The sequence below is a fragment of the Pseudomonas qingdaonensis genome (assembly GCF_018398475.1).
In the GTDB taxonomy this organism is placed as follows: Bacteria; Pseudomonadota; Gammaproteobacteria; order Pseudomonadales; family Pseudomonadaceae; genus Aquipseudomonas; species Aquipseudomonas palmensis.
In genome coordinates this window covers 408,862-428,402 of the sequence record NZ_CP074676.1, presented here as the reverse complement: position 1 = coordinate 428,402, position 19,541 = coordinate 408,862, and the positions used below count along the sequence as shown (strand labels likewise).

General features: G+C 66.5%; 16 protein-coding genes. 7 read left to right on the top strand and 9 right to left on the bottom strand.

Annotation, left to right across the window (positions count from 1 at the left end):
* Both KH389_RS02000 and KH389_RS01995 read right to left on the bottom strand, forming a co-directional pair.
* Nucleotides 1-552 carry a cytochrome b gene (locus KH389_RS02000; RefSeq protein WP_213606793.1) on the bottom strand — a complete coding sequence of 184 codons (552 nt, stop codon included), beginning with the start codon at nucleotides 550-552 and terminating at the stop codon, nucleotides 1-3.
* Between the two features lie 245 nt (nucleotides 553-797).
* Nucleotides 798-2,570 (bottom strand): flavin monoamine oxidase family protein, encoded by a 1,773-nt coding sequence (locus KH389_RS01995; protein WP_213606791.1) that lies wholly within the window; start codon nucleotides 2,568-2,570, stop codon nucleotides 798-800.
* 190 nt (nucleotides 2,571-2,760) lie between these two features.
* Here KH389_RS01995 and KH389_RS01990 point away from each other — a divergent pair, with 190 nt between their 5' ends.
* Both KH389_RS01990 and KH389_RS01985 read left to right on the top strand, forming a co-directional pair.
* Nucleotides 2,761-4,167 (top strand): adenosylmethionine--8-amino-7-oxononanoate transaminase, encoded by a 1,407-nt coding sequence (locus KH389_RS01990; RefSeq protein ID WP_213606790.1) that lies wholly within the window; start codon nucleotides 2,761-2,763, stop codon nucleotides 4,165-4,167.
* Nucleotides 4,168-4,274: 107 nt separating this feature from the next.
* Nucleotides 4,275-4,994, top strand: coding sequence for a 16S rRNA (uracil(1498)-N(3))-methyltransferase (locus tag KH389_RS01985; protein ID WP_043859631.1), 720 nt, complete (start codon nucleotides 4,275-4,277; stop codon nucleotides 4,992-4,994).
* 69 nt (nucleotides 4,995-5,063) lie between these two features.
* Here KH389_RS01985 and trhA read toward each other — a convergent pair whose 3' ends face one another.
* The 7 genes from trhA to pilG all read right to left on the bottom strand — a co-directional run bounded on the left by trhA (nucleotide 5,064) and on the right by pilG (nucleotide 15,009).
* Entirely contained in the window at nucleotides 5,064-5,681 is a 618-nt protein-coding gene (gene trhA / locus KH389_RS01980; RefSeq protein ID WP_043862136.1) for a PAQR family membrane homeostasis protein TrhA, read from the bottom strand.
* Nucleotides 5,682-5,758: 77 nt separating this feature from the next.
* Nucleotides 5,759-6,223 carry a chemotaxis protein CheW gene (locus tag KH389_RS01975; protein ID WP_043862137.1) on the bottom strand — a complete coding sequence of 155 codons (465 nt, stop codon included), beginning with the start codon at nucleotides 6,221-6,223 and terminating at the stop codon, nucleotides 5,759-5,761.
* Nucleotides 6,216-11,552 carry an Hpt domain-containing protein gene (locus tag KH389_RS01970; protein WP_420831948.1) on the bottom strand — a complete coding sequence of 1,779 codons (5,337 nt, stop codon included), beginning with the start codon at nucleotides 11,550-11,552 and terminating at the stop codon, nucleotides 6,216-6,218. The genes KH389_RS01975 and KH389_RS01970 overlap by 8 nt, the downstream gene beginning before the upstream one ends.
* Before the next feature lie 17 nt (nucleotides 11,553-11,569).
* A complete protein-coding gene (locus KH389_RS01965) occupies nucleotides 11,570-13,618 on the bottom strand; it encodes a methyl-accepting chemotaxis protein (protein ID WP_043862138.1) in 2,049 nt (682 codons plus the stop codon).
* A 15-nt stretch (nucleotides 13,619-13,633) separates the two neighbouring features.
* On the bottom strand, nucleotides 13,634-14,188 hold the full coding sequence (locus tag KH389_RS01960) for a chemotaxis protein CheW (protein WP_078479846.1): 555 nt from the start codon (nucleotides 14,186-14,188) through the stop codon (nucleotides 13,634-13,636).
* Complete coding sequence (gene pilH / locus KH389_RS01955) at nucleotides 14,185-14,550, bottom strand: twitching motility response regulator PilH (protein ID WP_043862140.1); 366 nt, start codon at nucleotides 14,548-14,550, stop codon at nucleotides 14,185-14,187. Before pilH ends, KH389_RS01960 begins: the two co-directional genes overlap by 4 nt.
* A 48-nt stretch (nucleotides 14,551-14,598) precedes the next feature.
* The gene (gene pilG, locus KH389_RS01950) at nucleotides 14,599-15,009 is read right to left on the bottom strand and encodes a twitching motility response regulator PilG (protein ID WP_043862141.1); all 411 of its coding nucleotides are present in this window, start codon (nucleotides 15,007-15,009) and stop codon (nucleotides 14,599-14,601) included.
* A 210-nt stretch (nucleotides 15,010-15,219) separates the two neighbouring features.
* On the opposite strand from pilG, the gene gshB reads away from it, so the two are divergent.
* The 5 genes from gshB to pyrR all read left to right on the top strand — a co-directional run bounded on the left by gshB (nucleotide 15,220) and on the right by pyrR (nucleotide 19,541).
* Nucleotides 15,220-16,173, top strand: a complete 954-nt coding sequence (gene gshB / locus KH389_RS01945) for a glutathione synthase (protein WP_043862142.1) — start codon at nucleotides 15,220-15,222, stop codon at nucleotides 16,171-16,173.
* A gap of 99 nt (nucleotides 16,174-16,272) precedes the next feature.
* Complete coding sequence (locus KH389_RS01940) at nucleotides 16,273-17,178, top strand: energy transducer TonB (protein ID WP_043862143.1); 906 nt, start codon at nucleotides 16,273-16,275, stop codon at nucleotides 17,176-17,178.
* 781 nt (nucleotides 17,179-17,959) lie between these two features.
* Entirely contained in the window at nucleotides 17,960-18,529 is a 570-nt protein-coding gene (locus KH389_RS01935) for a YqgE/AlgH family protein (protein WP_043862144.1), read from the top strand.
* Entirely contained in the window at nucleotides 18,529-18,963 is a 435-nt protein-coding gene (ruvX, locus tag KH389_RS01930) for a Holliday junction resolvase RuvX (protein WP_043862145.1), read from the top strand. Before KH389_RS01935 ends, ruvX begins: the two co-directional genes overlap by 1 nt.
* A 59-nt stretch (nucleotides 18,964-19,022) precedes the next feature.
* A complete protein-coding gene (pyrR, locus tag KH389_RS01925) occupies nucleotides 19,023-19,541 on the top strand; it encodes a bifunctional pyr operon transcriptional regulator/uracil phosphoribosyltransferase PyrR (RefSeq protein WP_054915766.1) in 519 nt (172 codons plus the stop codon).

Here is a 19,541-nt window from a genome sequence, read left to right as displayed (position 1 = left end):
TCAAGCTTTGCGGCCCAGCATGCGGGTGAGGGTCGCGTCACGGTCGATAAAGTGGTGCTTGAGGGCGGCCAGGCCATGCAGGCCGGCGAAGATCACCAACCCCCAGGCCAGGTAGAAGTGGATTTCCCCGGCGACATCCGCCTGGTTGGGCAGGTCGCTGACCAGTGCCGGCACCTCGAACAGGCCGAACACCGGGATGCCCACGCCGTCTGCGGTGGAGATCAGGTAGCCGGTGATCATCACCCCGAACAGGCCCACGTACAGCAGGCCGTGGCCGGCCTTGGCGGCGAAGCGGGTAAGCGGGCCGTGGTTGGCCGGGGCCGGTGGTGGCGGGCTGATGAAGCGCCACAGCACGCGACCGAGCATGATCACCAGCAGGGTCAGGCCGATACTCTTGTGCAGGTCGGGTGCCGTTTTGCGCCACGCACTGTAGTAGTCCAGGCCGACCATCCACAGCCCCAGGCCGAACAGGCCGAAGACCGCCAGGGCCACGCCCCAGTGCAGGACGATACTGACCACGCCATAGCGAGAAGGAGAATTGCGCAGTTGCATTGCCGTGTTTCCCTGTAAGAACTGTGCCCAAGACTAACCGGTTATCTATCGAATTAAAGCGGAAAATTTCGCTTTGAACGATCGAGAAACATGATCTTTAGTGTGAGACGAACAGGTTAAGGAAACATTAACTCGGCAGGAAGGAATTCTGGTGCTGCTGGACGCGCATCGCGGGTCAAGCCCGCTCCCACAGGGTCTTCGGCGATCCTGTGGGAGCGGGCTTGACCCGCGATGCGGTCATTGCATTACTGCGTCTTGGCTTGGGTAGCCGCCGCCGGCTTCTTCGCCACCGGCTTGGCCGCAGGCTTTTTGACCGGCTGGGCCTTGGCCGCAGGCTTCTTGGCTGGCGCGGCTTTCGCCGGGGCCTTCTTGGCAGCAGGCGCAGGCTTTGCCGGCGCCTGCCTGGCTACCGGCGCAGCCGCAGCGGGCGTTGGCGCCGGCGCAGGTGCAGCGGCTGGGGCTGGGGCTGGGGCTGGCGCAGGAGCTGGCGCCGCATCAACCGGCTTGGCCGGCGCTTTGTCTACCGGCTTGTCACCGCCACCGAACAACCTCGAGAAGAAGCCAGGCTTGCTGTCCTTGGCCGCCACCGCTGCCGCTGCGGCCCCGGCCGCCACCGGCGCCAGCTTGGCCGGGTCGAACGACTTGCCATTGGACATGTCCACCACCTGGCCCGCCGCGCGCTGGCCGCTGCGCAGAGCGCCTTCCAGGGTGCCGGGGTACAGCGCATCGGTGTGTTCGCCGGCAAACGCCACGCGCTGCACCGGACGCTCCCACAGGCGCCAGAACTTGCTGATCTGCCCCGGCCCGTAGGCCAGGTACGCACCGCCCGTACCGGCATCGGTGCTGTAGCGACGCACTTCATAACCGGTGAACGCGCCACGCGCCTGCGGGTAGAACGCATGCAGGCGAATCAGCACCTGGTCGACCATCTGCTTGTCGCCGAACGCCTGCAGCAGGCGCGCGTTGTCACCGGACAGGTTGATCACCACGTTGGCGCCACCCTTGAGCGCCGGCTCGATCCACAGCATGCCCAGGCCGGTGTTGCTGTAGATTTCGCCCGACATGCGCGCACGGCTTTCCCAGACCGGGGTCTTGAACTTGAGCAGCAGCTGGTCGCGCCAGCCGTAGTTGGTGCCCTTGAGCGCCGCCAGGTGCTGGTTGTCCAGGCCCGGGGTCATCTGGATCTTGGCCAGGGCGCGCAACGGTACCGCCAGCACCACGTAGTCGGCGCTGTAGCCCACCGCGCCGACCTTGACCGTGACGCCGTCCTTGTCCTGGATGATCGCGCTGACCGGTGCGCTGGTCTTGATGGTCTTCAGTTGCTTGACGAAAGCCTGCGCCAGCACCGGGCTGCCGCCGGGCAGACGGGCGGCGCGCAGGTCGCGATCGCTCACATCGCGGTACACGCGGGTCTGCTGCGCGAAATACAGCAACGACAGGCGCGAAGGCTCGTCGTAGCGTGTACGGATCTGCTGGTTGACCAGCTGGCGCGCGGTCGGTGGCAGTTGCAGCTTGTCCAGCCAGCCGGAAACGTTGAGCTGGTCGAGGGCGAACAGGGTGCTGTTGGCCGCCGGGTTTTCAGGGTCGCTGATCGAGCGCGCCAGGTCGTCGAGGGTCTTCTCGTAGCGCTTGAGTGCCTCGGCGGTGGCCGGCTGCTTGGTGGCCAGGTCTGCGGCGCTGAAGTACTCGCCATCGATCAGGTAGCTCGGTACGCGCACGAACTCCGGCGCCGGCAGGGTGGCCAGCTTGAAGGTGTCGAGGTAGCGGTTGAGGGTCGGCTGGGCCTTGCTGTTGCCGATCCACTCGCTGGTGGCCAGGCCCGAACGCCCGCCCATGCCCGGCTTGGCTTCCAGCAGGGTCACCTGCCAGCCCTTGTTTTGCAGTTCGTAGGCGGCGGTCAGGCCTGCCAGGCCGCCACCGACCACGATGGCCGTCGGCTGCTTGGCAGCCGCGAGGGCGCCCGCGCTGAACAGCCCTATCATTACCAGCGCGCAGGCGCGCAGCCAACCAGCAGACATTCGGCGAACTCCGGATCAAAGGCGGAAAATGCGGGGTGAATCCCCCGGGAAAAACGTCGGTGAAGGATACGTCAGGCCGCCCGGGCCTGCCACTAATGCCCGCACCGTTTGCGCCTTATGGGTTGTCCTGCCCCGGCGCTTTGCATAGGCTTGCGCGGTTACCCGAACCCGCGTCGCCAGGAGAGAGCCCATGGGCCTGAATCAACAGTGGATGGAACGTGACCTCAAGGTCCTGTGGCATCCCTGCACCCAGATGAAAGACCACGAGCACCTGCCGCTGATCCCGATCAAGCGTGGCGAAGGCGTATGGCTCGAAGACTTCGAAGGCAAGCGCTACCTCGACGCGGTGAGTTCCTGGTGGGTCAACGTGTTCGGCCACGCCAACCCGAAGATCAACCAGCGCATCAAGGACCAGGTCGACCAGCTCGAACACGTGATCCTCGCAGGCTTCAGCCACCAGCCGGTGATCGAGCTGTCCGAGCGCCTGGTCAAGCTCACCCCCGAGGGCCTGAACCGCTGCTTCTACGCCGACAATGGCTCCTCGTGCATCGAAGTGGCGCTGAAGATGAGCTTCCATTACTGGCTCAACAAGGGCCAGCCGGACAAGAAGCGCTTCGTCACCCTCAGCAACAGCTACCACGGCGAGACCATCGCGGCGATGTCGGTGGGCGACGTGCCGCTGTTCACCGAGACCTACAAGGCACTGCTGCTCGACACCCTCAAGGTGCCCAGCCCCGACTGCTACCTGCGCCCCGAGGGCGTGAGCTGGGAAGACCATTCGCGCACGATGTTCGCCGCCATGGAACAGACCCTGGCCGAGCACCACCAGAGCATCGCCGCCGTGATCGTCGAACCGCTGATCCAGGGCGCCGGCGGCATGCGCATGTACCACCCGGTGTACCTCAGGCTGCTGCGCGAGGCGTGCGACCGCTACGGCGTGCACCTGATCCACGACGAGATCGCCGTAGGCTTCGGGCGCACCGGCACGATGTTCGCCTGCGAGCAGGCCGGCATACGCCCCGACTTCCTGTGCCTGTCCAAGGCCCTCACCGGCGGCTACCTGCCGCTGGCCGCGTGCCTGACCACCGACGAGGTGTACAGCGCGTTCTACGACGACTACCCGACCCTGCGCGCGTTCCTGCACTCGCACAGCTACACCGGCAACCCGCTGGCCTGTGCCGCGGCGCTGGCGACCCTGGACATCTTCGAGCAGGACAACGTGATCGAGGCCAACAAGGCCCTGGCCACACGCATGGCCACGGCCACCGTGCACCTGGTCGACCACCCGCATGTGGCCGAAGTGCGCCAGACCGGCATGGCCCTGGCCATCGAGATGGTGCAGGACAAGGCCAGCAAGACCGCCTACCCGTGGCAGGAGCGGCGTGGCCTGAAGGTGTTCGAGCATGCCCTGACCCGTGGTGCGCTGCTGCGCCCGCTGGGCAGCGTGGTGTACTTTCTGCCGCCGTACGTGATCACCCCCGAACAGATCGACTTCCTGGCCGAGGTGGCCAGCGAGGGCATCGATATCGCCACGCGCAGCAGCGTGAGCGTGGCGGTGCCGGCCGATTTCCATCCTGATTTCCGCGATCCGGGCTAAACAGCATCGCGGGTCCCAGCTCCCACAGGGATCACCTGTAACCCTGCAGGAGCAGGCTTTACCCGCGATGGCGCCCGAACTGCCTCCATCTTATTCAGAGCAGAACCATGAGACTGTCCCGCTTCTTCATCGACGCCCCCCTGAGCCTGGGCGAGCACGACCTGCCCGAGGCCCAGGCCCACTACATCGGCCGCGTGCTGCGCATGGCGCCGGGCGATGCGGTGCAACTGTTCGACGGCAGCGGCCAGGAATACCTGGGCGAACTGCTCGAGGTCGGCAAGAAGAGCGTACGCGTCACGCTCGCCCAGGCCCTCCCCGGCCAGGCCGAATCCCCCCTGCACGTGCACCTGGGCCAGGGCCTGTCCCGTGGCGAGCGCATGGACTGGGCGATCCAGAAGGCCACCGAACTGGGCGCCAGCGTGATCACCCCGATCGTCAGCGAACGCTGCGAGGTGCGTCTGAAGGACGAACGTGCCGACAAGCGCCTGGCCCACTGGCGCCAGGTGGCGATCAGTGCCTGCGAACAATGCGGGCGCTCGACAGTGCCGACGATCCATTCGCCGGTGCTGCTGGCAGACTGGCTCAAGGCGCGAGACGAAGCGCTGAAACTGGTGCTGCACCCGGTGGCCGAACCCTTGACCAGCCATGCCAGGCCCGCGAGCCTGGCGTTTCTGATCGGGCCGGAGGGCGGCTTGTCGGAGGTAGAAGTGGAGCAGGCCAAGGCGGCAGGGTTCCATGCCGCGCGCCTGGGCCCGCGGGTGCTGCGTACCGAAACGGCGCCAGTGGTGGCGCTGGCAGTGGCGCAGCAGCTGTGGGGCGACTTCTAGACCGCGTCGCGGCGTTCGCCGGCAAGGCCGGCTCCTACTGCAGGAGCCGGCCTTGCCGGCGAAGGGGCCCTAAAGCACGTAGAAAAATATCGCGATAAAGTGCAGCAGGCTGCCGGCAATCACGAACAGGTGCCAGATGCCATGCCAATGGCGGAAGCGGCTGTCATAGGCAAAGAAGATGATGCCGATGGTGTACAGCGCGCCCCCCGCCGCCAGCCAGGCGAACCCCGCCGTACCCAGGCTGGCCAGCAGCGGTTTGACCGCCACCAGCACGATCCAGCCCATCAGTGCGTAGATTACGATGGACAGCACGCGCGCCTCGGAGCGCGGCTTGATCTCCTGCAGCATGCCGATAACCGCCAGCCCCCACACCACCCCGAACAGGCTCCAGCCCCACGGACCGCGCAGGCTCACCAGGCAGAACGGGGTATAGCTGCCGGCAATCAGCAGGTAGATCGACAGGTGATCGAGCTTGCGCATGATCACCTTCGCCCGCCCGCGCACGCTGTGATAAAGGGTCGAAGTGCTGTACAGCAGCATCAGCGTGAAGCCGTAGATGGCCAGGCTGACGATCTTCCAGGGGTCGCCCTGCATCCCGGCCACCACCAGCAGCCAGATCGCGCCGATGCAGGCCAGAACCGCGCCCACTAGGTGGGTCCAGGCATTGAAACGTTCACCGTGGTACATGCATTGATGCCCTCCGTAGAATGATTCGCTCCTCTACCCTACACAAGCCCGGCATCAAGTGCATTACGCGGTTGGTACTAGGCCCCGGCCGTCTGCAACAGCTGTTCCAGCCCGGGCAGGTCCGGTACCCGCGCCACCTGCTCGCCCACCTGCACCGCCGCCAGCTCCAGCGGCGCCAGCGGCACATCGACGTAGTTGAGCTGGCTGTCGAGCTTGCACGTGCGCGGTATGCCCTGCACCAGCAGGGCGAAGAAACGCCGCGGCGTATCGCCCAGGGCATTGAGCACCACGATGCGCGCGCGCTCGCCAACCTGGGTCTGGCCACCGCAGGCCGCCTCGAAGCTCAGCAGCGGCAGGCGCTGGCTGCGCCAGTCGATCCAGCCCAGCAACCAGGCCGGCTGATGCGGCAAGGGCGTGCACGGCTGGTAGCCGATCAGCTCGGCCACCGCCACGTTGGGCAGCACCAGGCTGCGGTCGCTCAACGGCAGCAACAGCCCGGTGAGGGTGTTGCGCCGATTGTTGCGAGGGGTCTGTTCAAGCATGCGGGGTACTCCAGCGGGCAATGCTCTGCAGCAGCACCGACTCCTGGTAGGGCTTGCCCAGGTAGTCGTTGACGCCAATGGCCATGGCCCGGTCGCGGTGCTTCTGGCCGGTGCGCGAGGTGATCATGATGATCGGCAGGTCCTTCAGGTGCGGGTCCTGGCGCACCTGGGTGGCCACCTCGAAGCCGTCCATGCGTGGCATCTCGATGTCCAGCAGCAGGATGTCGGGACGGTGCTCGGCCAGTACACTCATGGCATCGACCCCATCCTTGGCCGTCAGCACGTTCATGCCATGGCGCTCCAGCAGGCGCCCGGTCACCTTGCGCACCGTGACCGAATCGTCCACCACCAGCACCAGCAACGGACGTGCGGCGGCATTGCCAGGGTGCTCCAGGCGCAGGCGTGCGGCGCCCTGTGCCACCTTGGACAACTGCAGGTGCAGCGCACGCAGTTGCGCCAGCAGGTCGAGAATCAGTACCACGCGGCCATCGCCCAGCAGGGTCGCCCCGGCCAGCCCGTGCACTGCGGCAAACTGCGGGCCAAGGCTCTTGACCACGATTTCACGGCTGGCCGCCAGGCTGTCCACCTGCACGGCGAACTGCTGGTCGTGGGCCTGCACCAGCAGTACCGGCAGCGGCAGGCTCTGCCCCAGCAGGCGCGGCTGCACCTCGCCCTGCAGCAGTTCGCCGAGGTAGCGCAGTTCATAGCGGTGGCCGGCGTAGCGGTAGCACGGCGGGTCCAGCTGGTAGCAGGCCTCGAGCTCGGCCGGCGGTACACGGACCACGCCCTCGATGGTGTTCAGCGGCACCGCGTACTGTTCTTCGCCGTAGTTCACCATCAGTGCGCGATTGACCGACACGGTGAACGGCAGGCGAATCAGAAAACGCGCACCCTTGCCCGGCACCGAGTTGATCACCATCGAGCCGCCCAGTTGCTTGACCTCTTCGTGCACCACGTCCATGCCCAGGCCACGCCCGGAAATCTGGGTGATCTTCTCGGCAGTGGAGAACCCGGGCCGCAGGATGAACTGCATCACCTCGTGGTCGCTCAGTTCGGTGGCCGGGTCCAGCAGGCCGCGCTTGATCGCCTTTTGCCGCACCGCCTCCAGCGGCACGCCGGCGCCATCGTCGGTCATTTCGATGACGATATCGGCGCCTTCGTGCAGCAGGTTGAGGGCGATGGTGCCCTGCTCCGGCTTACCCGCCGCCAGGCGCGCCGCACGGTTTTCCATGCCGTGGTCGACGGCGTTGCGCAGCATGTGTTCCAGCGGCGCCACCATGCGTTCGAGCACGCTGCGGTCCAGCTCGCCCTCGGCATTGCCCACCACCAGCTCGACCTGCTTGCCCAGCTCGCTGGCAACCTGGCGCACCACCCGCTGCAGGCGCGGCACCAGGCGCTCGAACGGCACCATGCGGGTGCGCGTCAGGCCTTCCTGCAACTCGCTGTTCACCCGCGCCTGCTGTTGCAGCAGGCTGTAGGCGTCATGGGCACGCACGGCCAGGGTTTCCTTCAGGTCCAGCAGATCGGAGGCCGACTCGAACAGGGCCCGCGACAGCTGCTGCAACTGTGAATGACGGTCCATTTCCAACGGGTCGAAGTCGTCATAGCCCAGCGCCTCGCCTTCGCTCTGCTGGCGGCTGAGGATGCGCCCCTGGGTCTCGGTATCGAGCCGGCGCAGCTGGTCGCGCATGCGCTCGAGCGTGGTTTCCATCTCGCCCAGGGCCACCTGTGCATCGTTCACCTGCTGTTCGATGCGCCCGCGAATGATCGAGTTCTCGCCCGCCAGGTTGCCCAGGTCGTCGAGCAGCTCGGCCGTTACCTTGACCATGTCGGCCGGGGCACGCTCCGGGCTCGGCGCCGCCACTTCCACCGGGGCCACCTCGGCGCCGGGCGTTGCGGCGGCGGTGTCGCTCAGGGCAGCACTGCTGAAATTGCGGATATAGTCGATCAGCGCCGTGGCGGCGTGCAGCGGCTGGTGCAGGCGCACCGCATCGAGCATGTGCGCCAGGCGGTCATGGCAGTTCTGCAGCAGGCTGAACAGCGCCGGGCTGGGTTGCAGCTGCCCGGCCGCCAGGTGTTCATAGAGGAATTCCAGTTCATGGGCCAGGTCGCCGATGGGCGCGATCTCGACCATGCGCGCACCGCCCTTGAGGGTGTGCAGGTCGCGCAGCAGGTTCTCCACCTCCACCCCGTTGCGCGGGTCGGCCTGCCAGCGCAGCAGCGCGGCACCGGCACTTTCGGCGATGTCGAAGCCTTCCTCGAGAAAGATCTCCAGCAGTTCCTTGTCGCCCTCGTGACGCTGGGGCTCCGCCGGCTTGCCTTGGGGCTCGGGCGCCGGTGCGGTGTGACGGAACTCGCGCAGGGCTGCCAGCTGTTCCACCACCAGCTCCGTTGCCTGTCCCTGCTGCACCTGCTCGAGCAGACGCCCGAGCAACGCATGGCTTTCACGCAGCAGGCCCGGCAACAGGTTGCCGGGCTGGTAACGGCGATCGACCAGGCCCTCGTAGAGCAATTCCAGCTCCTGGGCCAGCACCTCGACCGCCCCCACCTGCGCCAGCTGTGCGCCACCCTTGAGGGTCTGCAGGTCGCGCTGCAGCGACGACAGCGCCGAGCCGTTGTCGGGGTCGCCGGCCCAGCGCGCCAGGGCCTGGTCGGCCCCTTCGAGGATGTCGCGGGCCTCTTCCAGAAACAGCTCGACCACCTCGCTGTCGTGCGCCTGGCGTTGCAGCGCGCGGGTGGCATCGCCCAGTTCGGCGATCTGCCCGGGCTGCTCGCCCTGGCTGCGCACCAGGCCCATGGCATCCGGCGCCAGGCCTTGTTCGAGCAGCTCGCGCAATGCGTGCAGGCGTTGCGGTTGCGGGTCCACTTCCTGGCCGGCGGCAATCTGGTCGAGCATGTCGATCAAGGCTTCATGGGCCCGTTGCGCCTCGCCGAAGAAGCGCTCGCTGACCGCCAGGCTGCTCTCCTCCACCGCGCCGTACAGGTCCAGCAGCGCCTCGCACAGTTCGTCTACCTGCCACAGGTCGGCCAGGTGCGCGCTCTGCCCCAGGGTGGTCAGTTCATCCAGCAGCGCAGTCAGCTCCTGGCGCTCGCCGGGGTGCTCCTGCCAGCGTTGCAACAGGGTTTCGGCGTCCAGCAGGATGTCCATGCCCTGGGCCAGGAAGCTGGCGATCAGTTGCGGGTCGCGCTTGACCCGCAGGCCCTGGCTCGGCGCATCGCGCAGTGCCTGCAGGCGCGCAGCAACCACCTGGTCGATCTGTTCGATGAGGGTCCGGGCACCGCCGATGGGTGCCAGCGGGGTGCTGTCGAGCTGTGCCAGACCGCGGCGCAGAAGTGGTTCGGCCATCTGCAGCAGGTACAGCTCGTCAAGGTCCAGGCCCAGCTGGTGGGCCTTGAATTCGCGGGCCAGCAGGTCCAGTGCGCTGGCCAGCTCGGCGATCGGCACCACCCCGGCCATCGCGGCGCTGCCCTTGAGGGTATGCAGCGCCCGTTGCAGGCTGTCGCTGACCGGCACCGGCAACTGCACCTCGGCGGCCTGCAGGAACTCGTCGACACTGGCCAGGTGGGTCTGCGCCTCGTTGCGGAAGATCTCCAGCAGGCGCGGGTCGAAGGCCGGCTCCGGGGCTGTGACGCCCAGCGGGTCGTTCATCGCCAGCGCATGCAGGCGCGTGGCCAGGCGCTCGACCTCGGCATGGGGCAGAGCCTGGGCCTGGGCGAATTCGTCCAGCAACGGCGTCAGCAGCGCAATGCTCTGCTCGAGCCCGGCCAGCACATCGCCGCTGGCTTCGACGCGGCCTTCGAGCATGCGGTTGAGCAGGTGCTCGGCGGCCCAGGCAAGCTCGGCCAGCACCTGGGCGCGCACCATGCGGCCGCTGCCCTTGAGGGTGTGGAAGGCGCGGCGCATTTCCACCAGCGCGTCACGTGCCGCCGGGTTGCCCCGCCATATCGCCCAGTGCTGCTGCAATTGCTGCAGCACCTCCTCGGCTTCCTCCAGGAACACCTCGCGCAGCTCGTCGTCCAGCGGCGCCTCGTGCATCTCGGGCGCAGGCGCGGGTGCCGGCGGGGCCGGCGGCAGGCTCGGGAACCCCAGTGCGGCCAGGGCCTGCTGGGTGCGCTCGAGCCATTCGTCCAGGTCGGCCTGGGGGTCGATGGCACGCCATTGCAGGTACAGCTCCAGGCTGCACAGGGCATCGGCCAGGTGATCCAGCGCGGCGTTGTCCGGCAGCCGCTCGGCGTACAGCAGGTGGGTCTCGACGTAATCATGGCAGCGCCGCACCAGCGCCGCCGCCCGGGGCAGCATGAGCATCGCCAGCGCCCCGCGGATCTGCGTGAACAGCCCCGGCAGCGGTTGCAGGCGCAGGCGATCCCAGCCGGCCTCCAGGCAATCGGCGATCAGGTCCTTGGCTTGCAGCAGCACGCCGTGGGCCTCGTCCAGCACCAGTCGGCGAATGTCGTCCAGGTCGGTGCCGGGTACGCTGGCCTGGCTGACCGACTCGATCGAGCCCACCATGCCGCCCAGGGTCGCCTCGACATACAGCAGCGCCCCGGCAACATCCATCAGCAGCGCATCCTCGGGCACCCGCTGGCCCTGGGCCAGGGCCTGAAGCACCGTCACCTGGTCGATGATCACCCGGCGCGGCTGGCCGAAGCCGAGCACCGCCAGGGTATCGGCGATCTGGCGCAACGGCGCCAGCAGCGGGGCCAGCGCCTCGACCTGCTGGCGGTCGCTGCGCACGAACAGGTCCAGTTGCTCCTTGATGCGCACCAGGTCTTCGCGCACTGCCAGCACCACCGAACGCATCGCATCGCGCCCCGGCACCGCCTCAAGCGGGTCACGCAGCGCGCCGAGGCTCAGGCCTAGCCCCGCAGCGGGCTCGGCGACGGTCTGCTCGCCCGGCAGGCTGGCCTGGGCCAGCGCCGGCGCGCCACGCGCGGCACGCAACGGGTTGAGCAGTGGCAGCACCAGCAACGGCAGCTCGTGCCGGGCGCCGCGCAGGCGTTGCAGGTACTGCGGCAACTGCTCCAGCGCCCGGAACAACGCGCCCAGCGCGTCACCGCGAGAGGCCACGCGGCCTTCGCCCAGGGCCTGGGCCAGCTGTTGCATTTCGCGGGTCAGCAAGGCCGCACCTTCCAGCTCGAGCATCTGCAGGCAGCCGCGCACCTGGCGCAGCGGCGCGTCGAAACGCTCCAGTACCTGGCTGTCGCCAGCGTCGCCGGCAAACTGCTCCAGCGCCTGGCGGGCCTGGGCCAGGCAGTCGTCGATGGGGCCCTTGACCCAGGCCAGGGCCACCTTGTCGTGGCGCTCGGCGATACGCACTTTAGTAGCCATAAAGTCCCACGCGCCGGTCAGCGCGGCTCCGTGGTTGGCGGCAAGGTGAAGCCCGACACCGAACGGCGCATCTCGCTGGCCATGCGCGCCAGGTTGCCGATGCTCTCGGCGGTGGCGGTCGAGCCGGACGAGGTCTGCGAGGTGATCTGCTGGATCACCGCCATGGTGTGGGAGATCTGCCCGGCCGAGGAGGTCTGCAACTGCGCGGCATCGGAAATGCTGTGGATCAGTTCGGCCAGGGTCTGCGACACCCCCTCGATCTCGGCCAGCGCCACCCCGGCATCCTGCGCCAGACGCGCCCCGCGCACCACTTCGGCGGTGGTCTGCTCCATGGAGATGACCGCCTCGTTGGTGTCGGCCTGGATCGCGCGCACCAGCGCCTCGATCTGGCGCGTGGCCGAGGATGAGCGCTCGGCCAGGCGCTGCACCTCGTCGGCCACCACCGCAAAGCCGCGCCCGGCCTCGCCGGCCATCGACGCCTGGATCGCCGCGTTGAGGGCGAGGATGTTGGTCTGGTCGGCAATGTCGTCGATCAGGCTGACGATGTCGCCGATTTCCTGGGACGACTCGCCCAGGCGCTTGATGCGCTTGGCAGTGTCCTGGATCTGCTCGCGGATGTTGTCCATGCCGTTGATGGTGTTGTGCACCACCTCGTTGCCCTTGTTGGCAATGGCCACCGAGCGCTCGGCCACCTTGGCCGACTCGTAGGCGTGCCCCGACACCCGGTCGATGGACTCGGCCATGTCGCCCACCGCAATCGATGCATCGGTGATCTGCTGGGCCTGGTGCTCGGAGGCCTTGGCCAGCAGGTGTGCGGTGGTCTGGGTCTCCTGCACCGCGCTGGCGACTTCCTCGGCGCTGAGGTTGATGGTCGCCACCAGGTCGCGCAACTGGTCGATGGAATAGTTGATGGAGTCGGCGATGGCCCCGGTGAAGTCCTCGGTGACCGAGGCGGTGACGGTCAGGTTGCCGTCGGCCAGTTCCTGGATCTCGTTGAGCAGGCGCATGATCGCCTGCTGGTTGCGTTCGTTGGTTTCGGCGGTTTCGCTGAGCTGGCGATTGGTTTCGCGCACCATCACCAGTCCGATCAGGATGATCGAGGCCAGCGCCAGCAGGCCCAGCACGTAGCCGCCGACGGTATCCAGGGTGCGCCCGGAGGCCAGGTTCTCGAAGCCGTTGGCCAGGTGCGAGGCTTCGTCGAGCAATGTCTGCGACAGGCTGAAGATGCTGCCGGCCGCCTCGCGCACGCGAAACAGCTCGGGCGAGGTTTCAAGAATCTCGTCGACGGAGCCTGCGACAAACTGGAACAGCTCGGCGATCTCGGCCAGGCGCGCACGGGCATCCGGGTCCTGGACGCGGGTGACCTGGATCGAGGGCGCGCCGCCGAGCATGCCGTCGAGCACCTGGCCGAAGCGGCTGGCATCGCGGCCGAAGGCATCGGCGGCCTGCACCGCGGTGTCGTCGCCGGCCAGCACGGTGTTGACCGAGCCCAGGATGCGCTCGGCCAGCAGTGACTGGCGCTGGGCCACCGCCACCTGGCTGGCGGGGGCGCCACTTTGCAGCAGGATCTCCACCACCTTTTCGTACTCGACCTGCAACTGCGGCACGGTCTCGGCCAGGGTCGCGGCCACCTGGTGCAGCGACAGCACGGTCTGCTCGCTGGCCAGGATCGCGTCGGTGCTCTTGCGCAGGCTCTCCCAGTCGCGTTGCACTGCATCCATCTCGCCGCGTACCGCCACCGGGGCCGACGGCAGGCCGGTGGCCGGGTCGCCTTTTTTCAGGTAACCCCAGCGCTGTTCGAAATCGTTGCGCGCATCGTTGAGCAGCTTGAACGCCACGGCCTTGCCGGCAGCGGCCTCGGTGGCGTTCTTGGCGATGCGCTGGGACAGCACGCGCAGCTCGCCGGCATGGCCGATGTACTGCTTGTCGTAGTTGGCCTGGGTATTGAGGTAGGCGAAGTTGGCGAACAGCAGAATGATCGACAGGATCAGCACGATGAAGAGTGCGGCGATCTGCGCGCTGCTGCGCGAGCCTTGTACCGAGGGGCGGGTCTTGAACTTGGTCACAGGTCTGGCATCCCTTTACAACGCCACATCGAGAAAGCCTGGCGCCTGGGCCAGGGCGAAGGGGCTGAAAATGCCCCAGCAGTGCTCGCGCTGAAAGTGCCCCTGCACGAAGGGGGCCGCAGCCGGCAGCAGCGGCGCCGGCGGCGACAGCTCCAGGCCGTGCAGGGCAAAGTGCTGCAGGCCCACCACTTCGTCCACCAGCAGCCCGGCGAACAGCTCCTCGTGGTCCAGCACCAGCACCCGCCGCTGCTTGCGCACCACCGACAGGCCCAGGCCGAGAAAACCGCACAGGTCCATCACCGGCAACAGCCGCCCGCGCAGGTTGGCCACCCCCGCCACCCATGGCTTGACCCCGGGAATGCGGCTGAGCCGGGGTTCCTGCAGCACCTCGGCGACCTCGCCCATGGGCGCCACGAACCAGTGTTCGGCCATGCGAAAGCCGATGCCGCTCCAGGTCTGCAGGCGGGTTTCCTGCAATGGCAGGTCGGCCGCCAGCAGGCGACAGCGCCGGTCGATTTCGAGCAACAGCTCGAAGGCGGTCAGCGATTCGCCCATGCGCCGCGTGGTCAAGCCTTGAGAACTTTGTTCAGGACCTGGATCAGGGTGTCTTCGTCCACCGGCTTGGTCAGGTAGTCGCTGGCGCCCTGGCGCTGGCCCCAGACCTTGTCGGTTTCCTGGTCCTTGGTGGTGACGATGATCACCGGGATGCCCTTGGTGACGTCGTCCTTGCTCAACTGACGGGTCGCCTGGAAACCGTTCATGCCGGGCATCACGATGTCCATCAGCACCGCATCGGGCTTTTCCTGGCGGGCCAGGGCCACGCCATCGGCGCCGTTCTCGGCCTTGAGCACCTGGTGCCCGTGCTTTTCGAGCATTCCGGTCAGTTTGTACATTTCGGTCGGCGAATCGTCGACGATCAGAACTCGGGCCATGCTGTTCCCCAATAAAGGCATGACGCCGCGGCCAGGAGGGCGGCGGCGTCAGGGTGCGGGTTGTTCTTCTGCGGCGAAACCCGGCACATGGGCGCGGATCGCATCCAGCAGTTCTTCCTTGCTGAAAGGTTTGGTCAGAAATTGATCAGAGCCCACCTGGCGGCTGAGCGCCTTGTCGAACAGGCCGTCGCGCGACGACAGCATGATCACCGGGATGTCCTTGAACGCGCTGTTCTGCTTGATCAGCAGGCAGGTCTGGTAGCCATCGAGGCGCGGCATCAGCACATCGACGAAGATGATCCCCGGGGTGTGGTCGACGATCTTGCCCAGGGCGTCGAAACCGTCGACTGCGGTGACGACTTCGCAACCGGCTTCGCCCAGCAGCTTTTCGGCAGTGCTGCGAATCGTCTTGGAGTCGTCGATCACCATCACCTTCAACGCCGTGTCGGGCTGTACCATAATTGCTCTACCATCGCCTGGAAGGGCCTTGCAGGCCACGTGCCAGGCCTTTTTAGCACACTCTGGGGGTGCATTCCATCGAGCCTCGCCGCGCCCTGCGCCGATGCCTGCCGGCTGACGTTTCCCCTTGACCGCCAGCCCGCCGGGCGCCACCCTGACGCACTTCAATTCGAGCCACTGCGGCAGCACGCCGCCGAGAGGAAATACCCCATGAGCGTTCGCCTCGGGATTGTCATGGACCCCATCGCGCAGATCTCCTACAAGAAGGACAGCTCGCTGGCCATGTTGCTGGCCGCCCAGGCCCGTGGCTGGTCGCTGTTCTACATGGAGCAGCACGACCTGTACCAGAGCGAAGGCGTGGCCCGTGCCCGCATGCGCCCGCTCAAGGTGTTCGCCGACCCCGAGCACTGGTTCGAGCTGGAGGCCGAGACCGACGCCGCGCTGAGCGAGCTGGACGTGATCCTGATGCGCAAGGACCCGCCCTTCGACATGGAGTTCGTCTACAGCACCTACCTGCTGGAGCAGGCCGAGGCCGCCGGGGTGCTGGTGGTCAATCGTCCGCAGAGCCTGCGCGACTGCAACGAGAAGCTGTTCGCCACGCTGTTCCCGCAGTGCACGCCGCCAACCCTGGTGAGCCGGCGCCCGGACATCATCCGCGAATTCGCCGCCAAGCACGGCGACGTGATCCTCAAGCCGCTGGACGGCATGGGCGGCACCTCGATCTTCCGCCACCGCGTGGGCGACCCCAACCTGTCGGTGATCCTCGAGACCCTGACCGCCCTGGGCACCCAGCAGATCATGGCCCAGGCCTACCTGCCGGCGATCAAGGACGGCGACAAGCGCATTCTGATGATCGACGGCGAACCGGTGCCATACTGCCTGGCGCGCATCCCGGCCAGCGGCGAAACCCGCGGCAACCTGGCCGCCGGCGGTCGTGGCGAGGCCCGCGAGCTGACCGAGCGCGACCGCTGGATCGCCGCCCAGGTGGGCCCGACCCTGCGCGAGAAGGGCCTGCTGTTCGTCGGCCTGGACGTGATCGGCGAGCACCTGACCGAAATCAACGTGACCAGCCCCACCTGCATCCGCGAAATCGACAACGCCTACGGCACGCAGATCGGCGCGCAGTTGATGGACGCCATTGATCGCAAGCTCAAGGCACGCTGACCGCCGACAAGTGGCGGGCGCGCGTTGTGGGGTATCATGCCGGTCCATTCTCGACTGGCACCCCGCTGCGCCGGCCCTGCCCCGGCTGCTGGATAATCGATGACGCTTCCTGCCGACCTTCCTGCCGATTTTGCCCCGCCCCGTGTCCGCGCGGCGGACCGGCTGGGCTTTACCCTGTTCCTGGCGGCACTGCTGCACCTGGCGCTGATCCTGGGCCTGGGGTTTACCTTCGCCAAGCCTGAAGAAATCCGCCGCACCATGGAAATCACCCTGGCCACCTTCAAGAGCGAGGCACCGCCGAAGAAGGCCGATTACCTGGCGCAGGACAACCAGCAGGGCAGCGGCACGCTGGACAAGAAGGCGGTGCCCAAGACCACCGAGATTGCCCCGTTCCAGGACAGCAAGATCAACAAGGTGACGCCGCCACCGGCCGCGAAGCCCGAAGTGGCGCCCCAGCCGGCCCCGCCCAAGGCAGTGGTGGCCACCACCAGGCCCAAGCCGCAGAAGGTCGAGACCCGCCCCAAGGAGCAGCAGCCCAAGGTGCAACCCAAGGCGGCCACGCCGACGTTCGACAGCGCCGACCTGTCCAGCCAGATCGCCAGCCTCGAGGCGGAGCTGGCCAACGAACAGCAGCTGTACGCCAAGCGCCCGCGCATCCACCGCCTGAGCGCGGCCTCGACCATGCGCGACAAGGGCGCCTGGTACAAGGATGAATGGCGCAAGAAGGTCGAGCGCATCGGCAACCTCAACTACCCGGACGAGGCCCGCCGCCAGCAGATCTACGGCAGTTTGCGCCTGTTGGTGTCGATCAACCATGACGGTTCGCTGTACGAGGTGCTGGTGCTCGAATCTTCCGGGCAGCCGCTGCTGGACCAGGCGGCGCAGCGCATCGTGAGGCTGGCGGCGCCGTTTGCGCCGTTCACCGGGGACCTGTCGGATATCGATCGGCTGGAAATTGTTCGAACGTGGCGCTTCGCCCGTGGGGATCGGTTGTCGAGCAACTGATCGCCGAAGGTGTACTCGCCTGACGTCGTCAAGCGGCTCAAGTAACACCTGTAAGTACGAGTGTTCGTAATCAAAACTACCGAAGCTGGCCAACAAAAAATGTTGTCGCGCAATTGAAGCAGGACCAGCACTTACAATAACTGCGAGGCATGCCTCAACTGCTAGACAGTGAGAAGAGTTTCAACTCGCCATGTCAGATCATTAACCTTCGAGTGGGTTGTTGACGGCAGTAGACCAGTTCAGGTTGTTGCCTACTGTGCCATCGTCTTCAAGGTGCCTAACTGTAAATTGGTAGCCATGGTGAGGGTTTGGGCCAGGTGGCTTGAAGGTAATTGTGAAACACCCATTCTCGTACGTCGTACCCTTGCCGCAGTATTCTCCGGTCCCGCTGACACAGACCAGATAAGCGCGATCGGGGTCACCGCGTCCTGTAAGCGTTACCTCACTAGTAAAGGAATTTCCGATTGCATCGGTGATAGACATCCGAGTGATCATTGCACTTCTCCTTTAGATAAGCCAAATGCTCGGTTTGCGGTGAGACTATGAATTGATCCAAACCACCTGTCACCTGACACAGTTACCAGTTGTAGGTCGCCGCGAAAAAAATGTACCAGCTTCAAAAAGCAGCGCAGTGCCGCGACATCAGCAACCGCAGGGTCACCTAACTAGCGCCTCACACAGCAGCCCGTGCCGATTAGCACCGCCAAGAAACAGGCATAATCGGCCCGCAGGCTCGACACGCACCTTGTCAGCGTGGCCGCTCGCCGCCACACTAACCCCCATGAAAAACCTCAGCCCGAGTTACCTCAAGCATCAGTTCCTGATTGCCATGCCGCACATGGCCGACCCGAACTTTGCCCACACCCTGACCTACATCGTCGAGCACAATGCCAACGGTGCCATGGGGCTGGTGGTCAATCGGCCGCAGGAGCTGAACCTGGCCGATATCCTCGAGCAGCTGCGCCCGGACACCGAGCCGCCGGCACGCTGCATCCACGTGCCTATCCATATCGGCGGCCCGGTACAGACCGACCGCGGTTTTGTGCTGCACACCAACGACAAGACCTTCCAGGCCACCGTCCAGCTCGACGGGCTGGCCCTGTCGACCTCGCAGGACGTGCTGTTCGCCATCGCCGACGGCGTGGGCCCGGCGCAGAGCCTGATTACCCTGGGCTACGCCGGCTGGGAAGCCGGGCAGCTGGAAGCGGAACTGGCCGACAACGCCTGGCTCAACTGCCCGTTCGACCCCGAGATCATCTTCGGCATGGCCTGCGAGCAACGCCTCGAAGCCGCCGCAGCCAGCCTGGGCATCAACCTCAGCCTGCTCACCAGCCAGGCGGGGCACGCCTGATGGCGGCGCTCAAACTGCTGCTGGGCTTCGACTACGGCACCAAGCAGATCGGCGTCGCCGTCGGCCAGGTGATCACCGGCCAGGCCCGCGAGCTGTGCACCCTGAAGGCGCAGAACGGCGCACCCGACTGGGCCCAGGTGGAAAAACTGTTCAAGGAATGGCAACCCGACGCGGTAGTCGTCGGCCTGCCGCTGAACATGGACGGCACGCCCAGCGAAATGAGCGCGCGCGCCGAGAAATTCGCCCGACGCCTGAACGGCCGCTTCAACGTGCCGGCCTACACCCACGACGAGCGCCTGACCACCTTCGAGGCCAAGGGCGAACGCATGGCCCGTGGCGGCCAGCGTGGCAGCTACCGCGACAACCCGGTGGACGCGATTGCCGCCGCCCTGCTGCTGCAAGGCTGGCTCGACGCCCACGCCGAACAGGCCTGAACCCGACCATCGGTTACACGCCGGGCCAGCTCTCTGCCCCGGCCTCTTGAGGAGCAAGCATGAGCCTACCCAACCCCGCCGAACTGATCCGGCAGATGGCCGTTGACCTTCGCGCCCACCTGCAACGCCGCGCCATCGCCGAACCGCGCTTCATCGGCATCCGCACCGGCGGCGTATGGGTGGCCCAGGCGCTGCTGGCCGAGCTGGGCAGCGATTCGCCGCTGGGCACCCTCGACGTGTCGTTCTACCGCGACGACTTCAGCCAGAACGGCCTGCACCCGCAGGTGCGCCCGTCCGAGCTGCCGTTCGAGATCGAAGGCCAGCACCTGGTACTGGTGGACGACGTGCTGATGAGCGGGCGCACCATCCGCGCCGCCCTCAACGAACTGTTCGACTATGGCCGCCCGGCCAGCGTGACCCTGGTGTGTCTGCTGGACCTGGATGCCGGCGAACTGCCGATCCGGCCAAACGTGGTGGGCGCCACCCTGTCGCTGCAAGCCCATGAACGGGTAAAATTGTCCGGCCCCGCGCCGCTCGAACTCGAGCGCCAGGACCTCGCTTCCGCTTCCGCCCTTTAA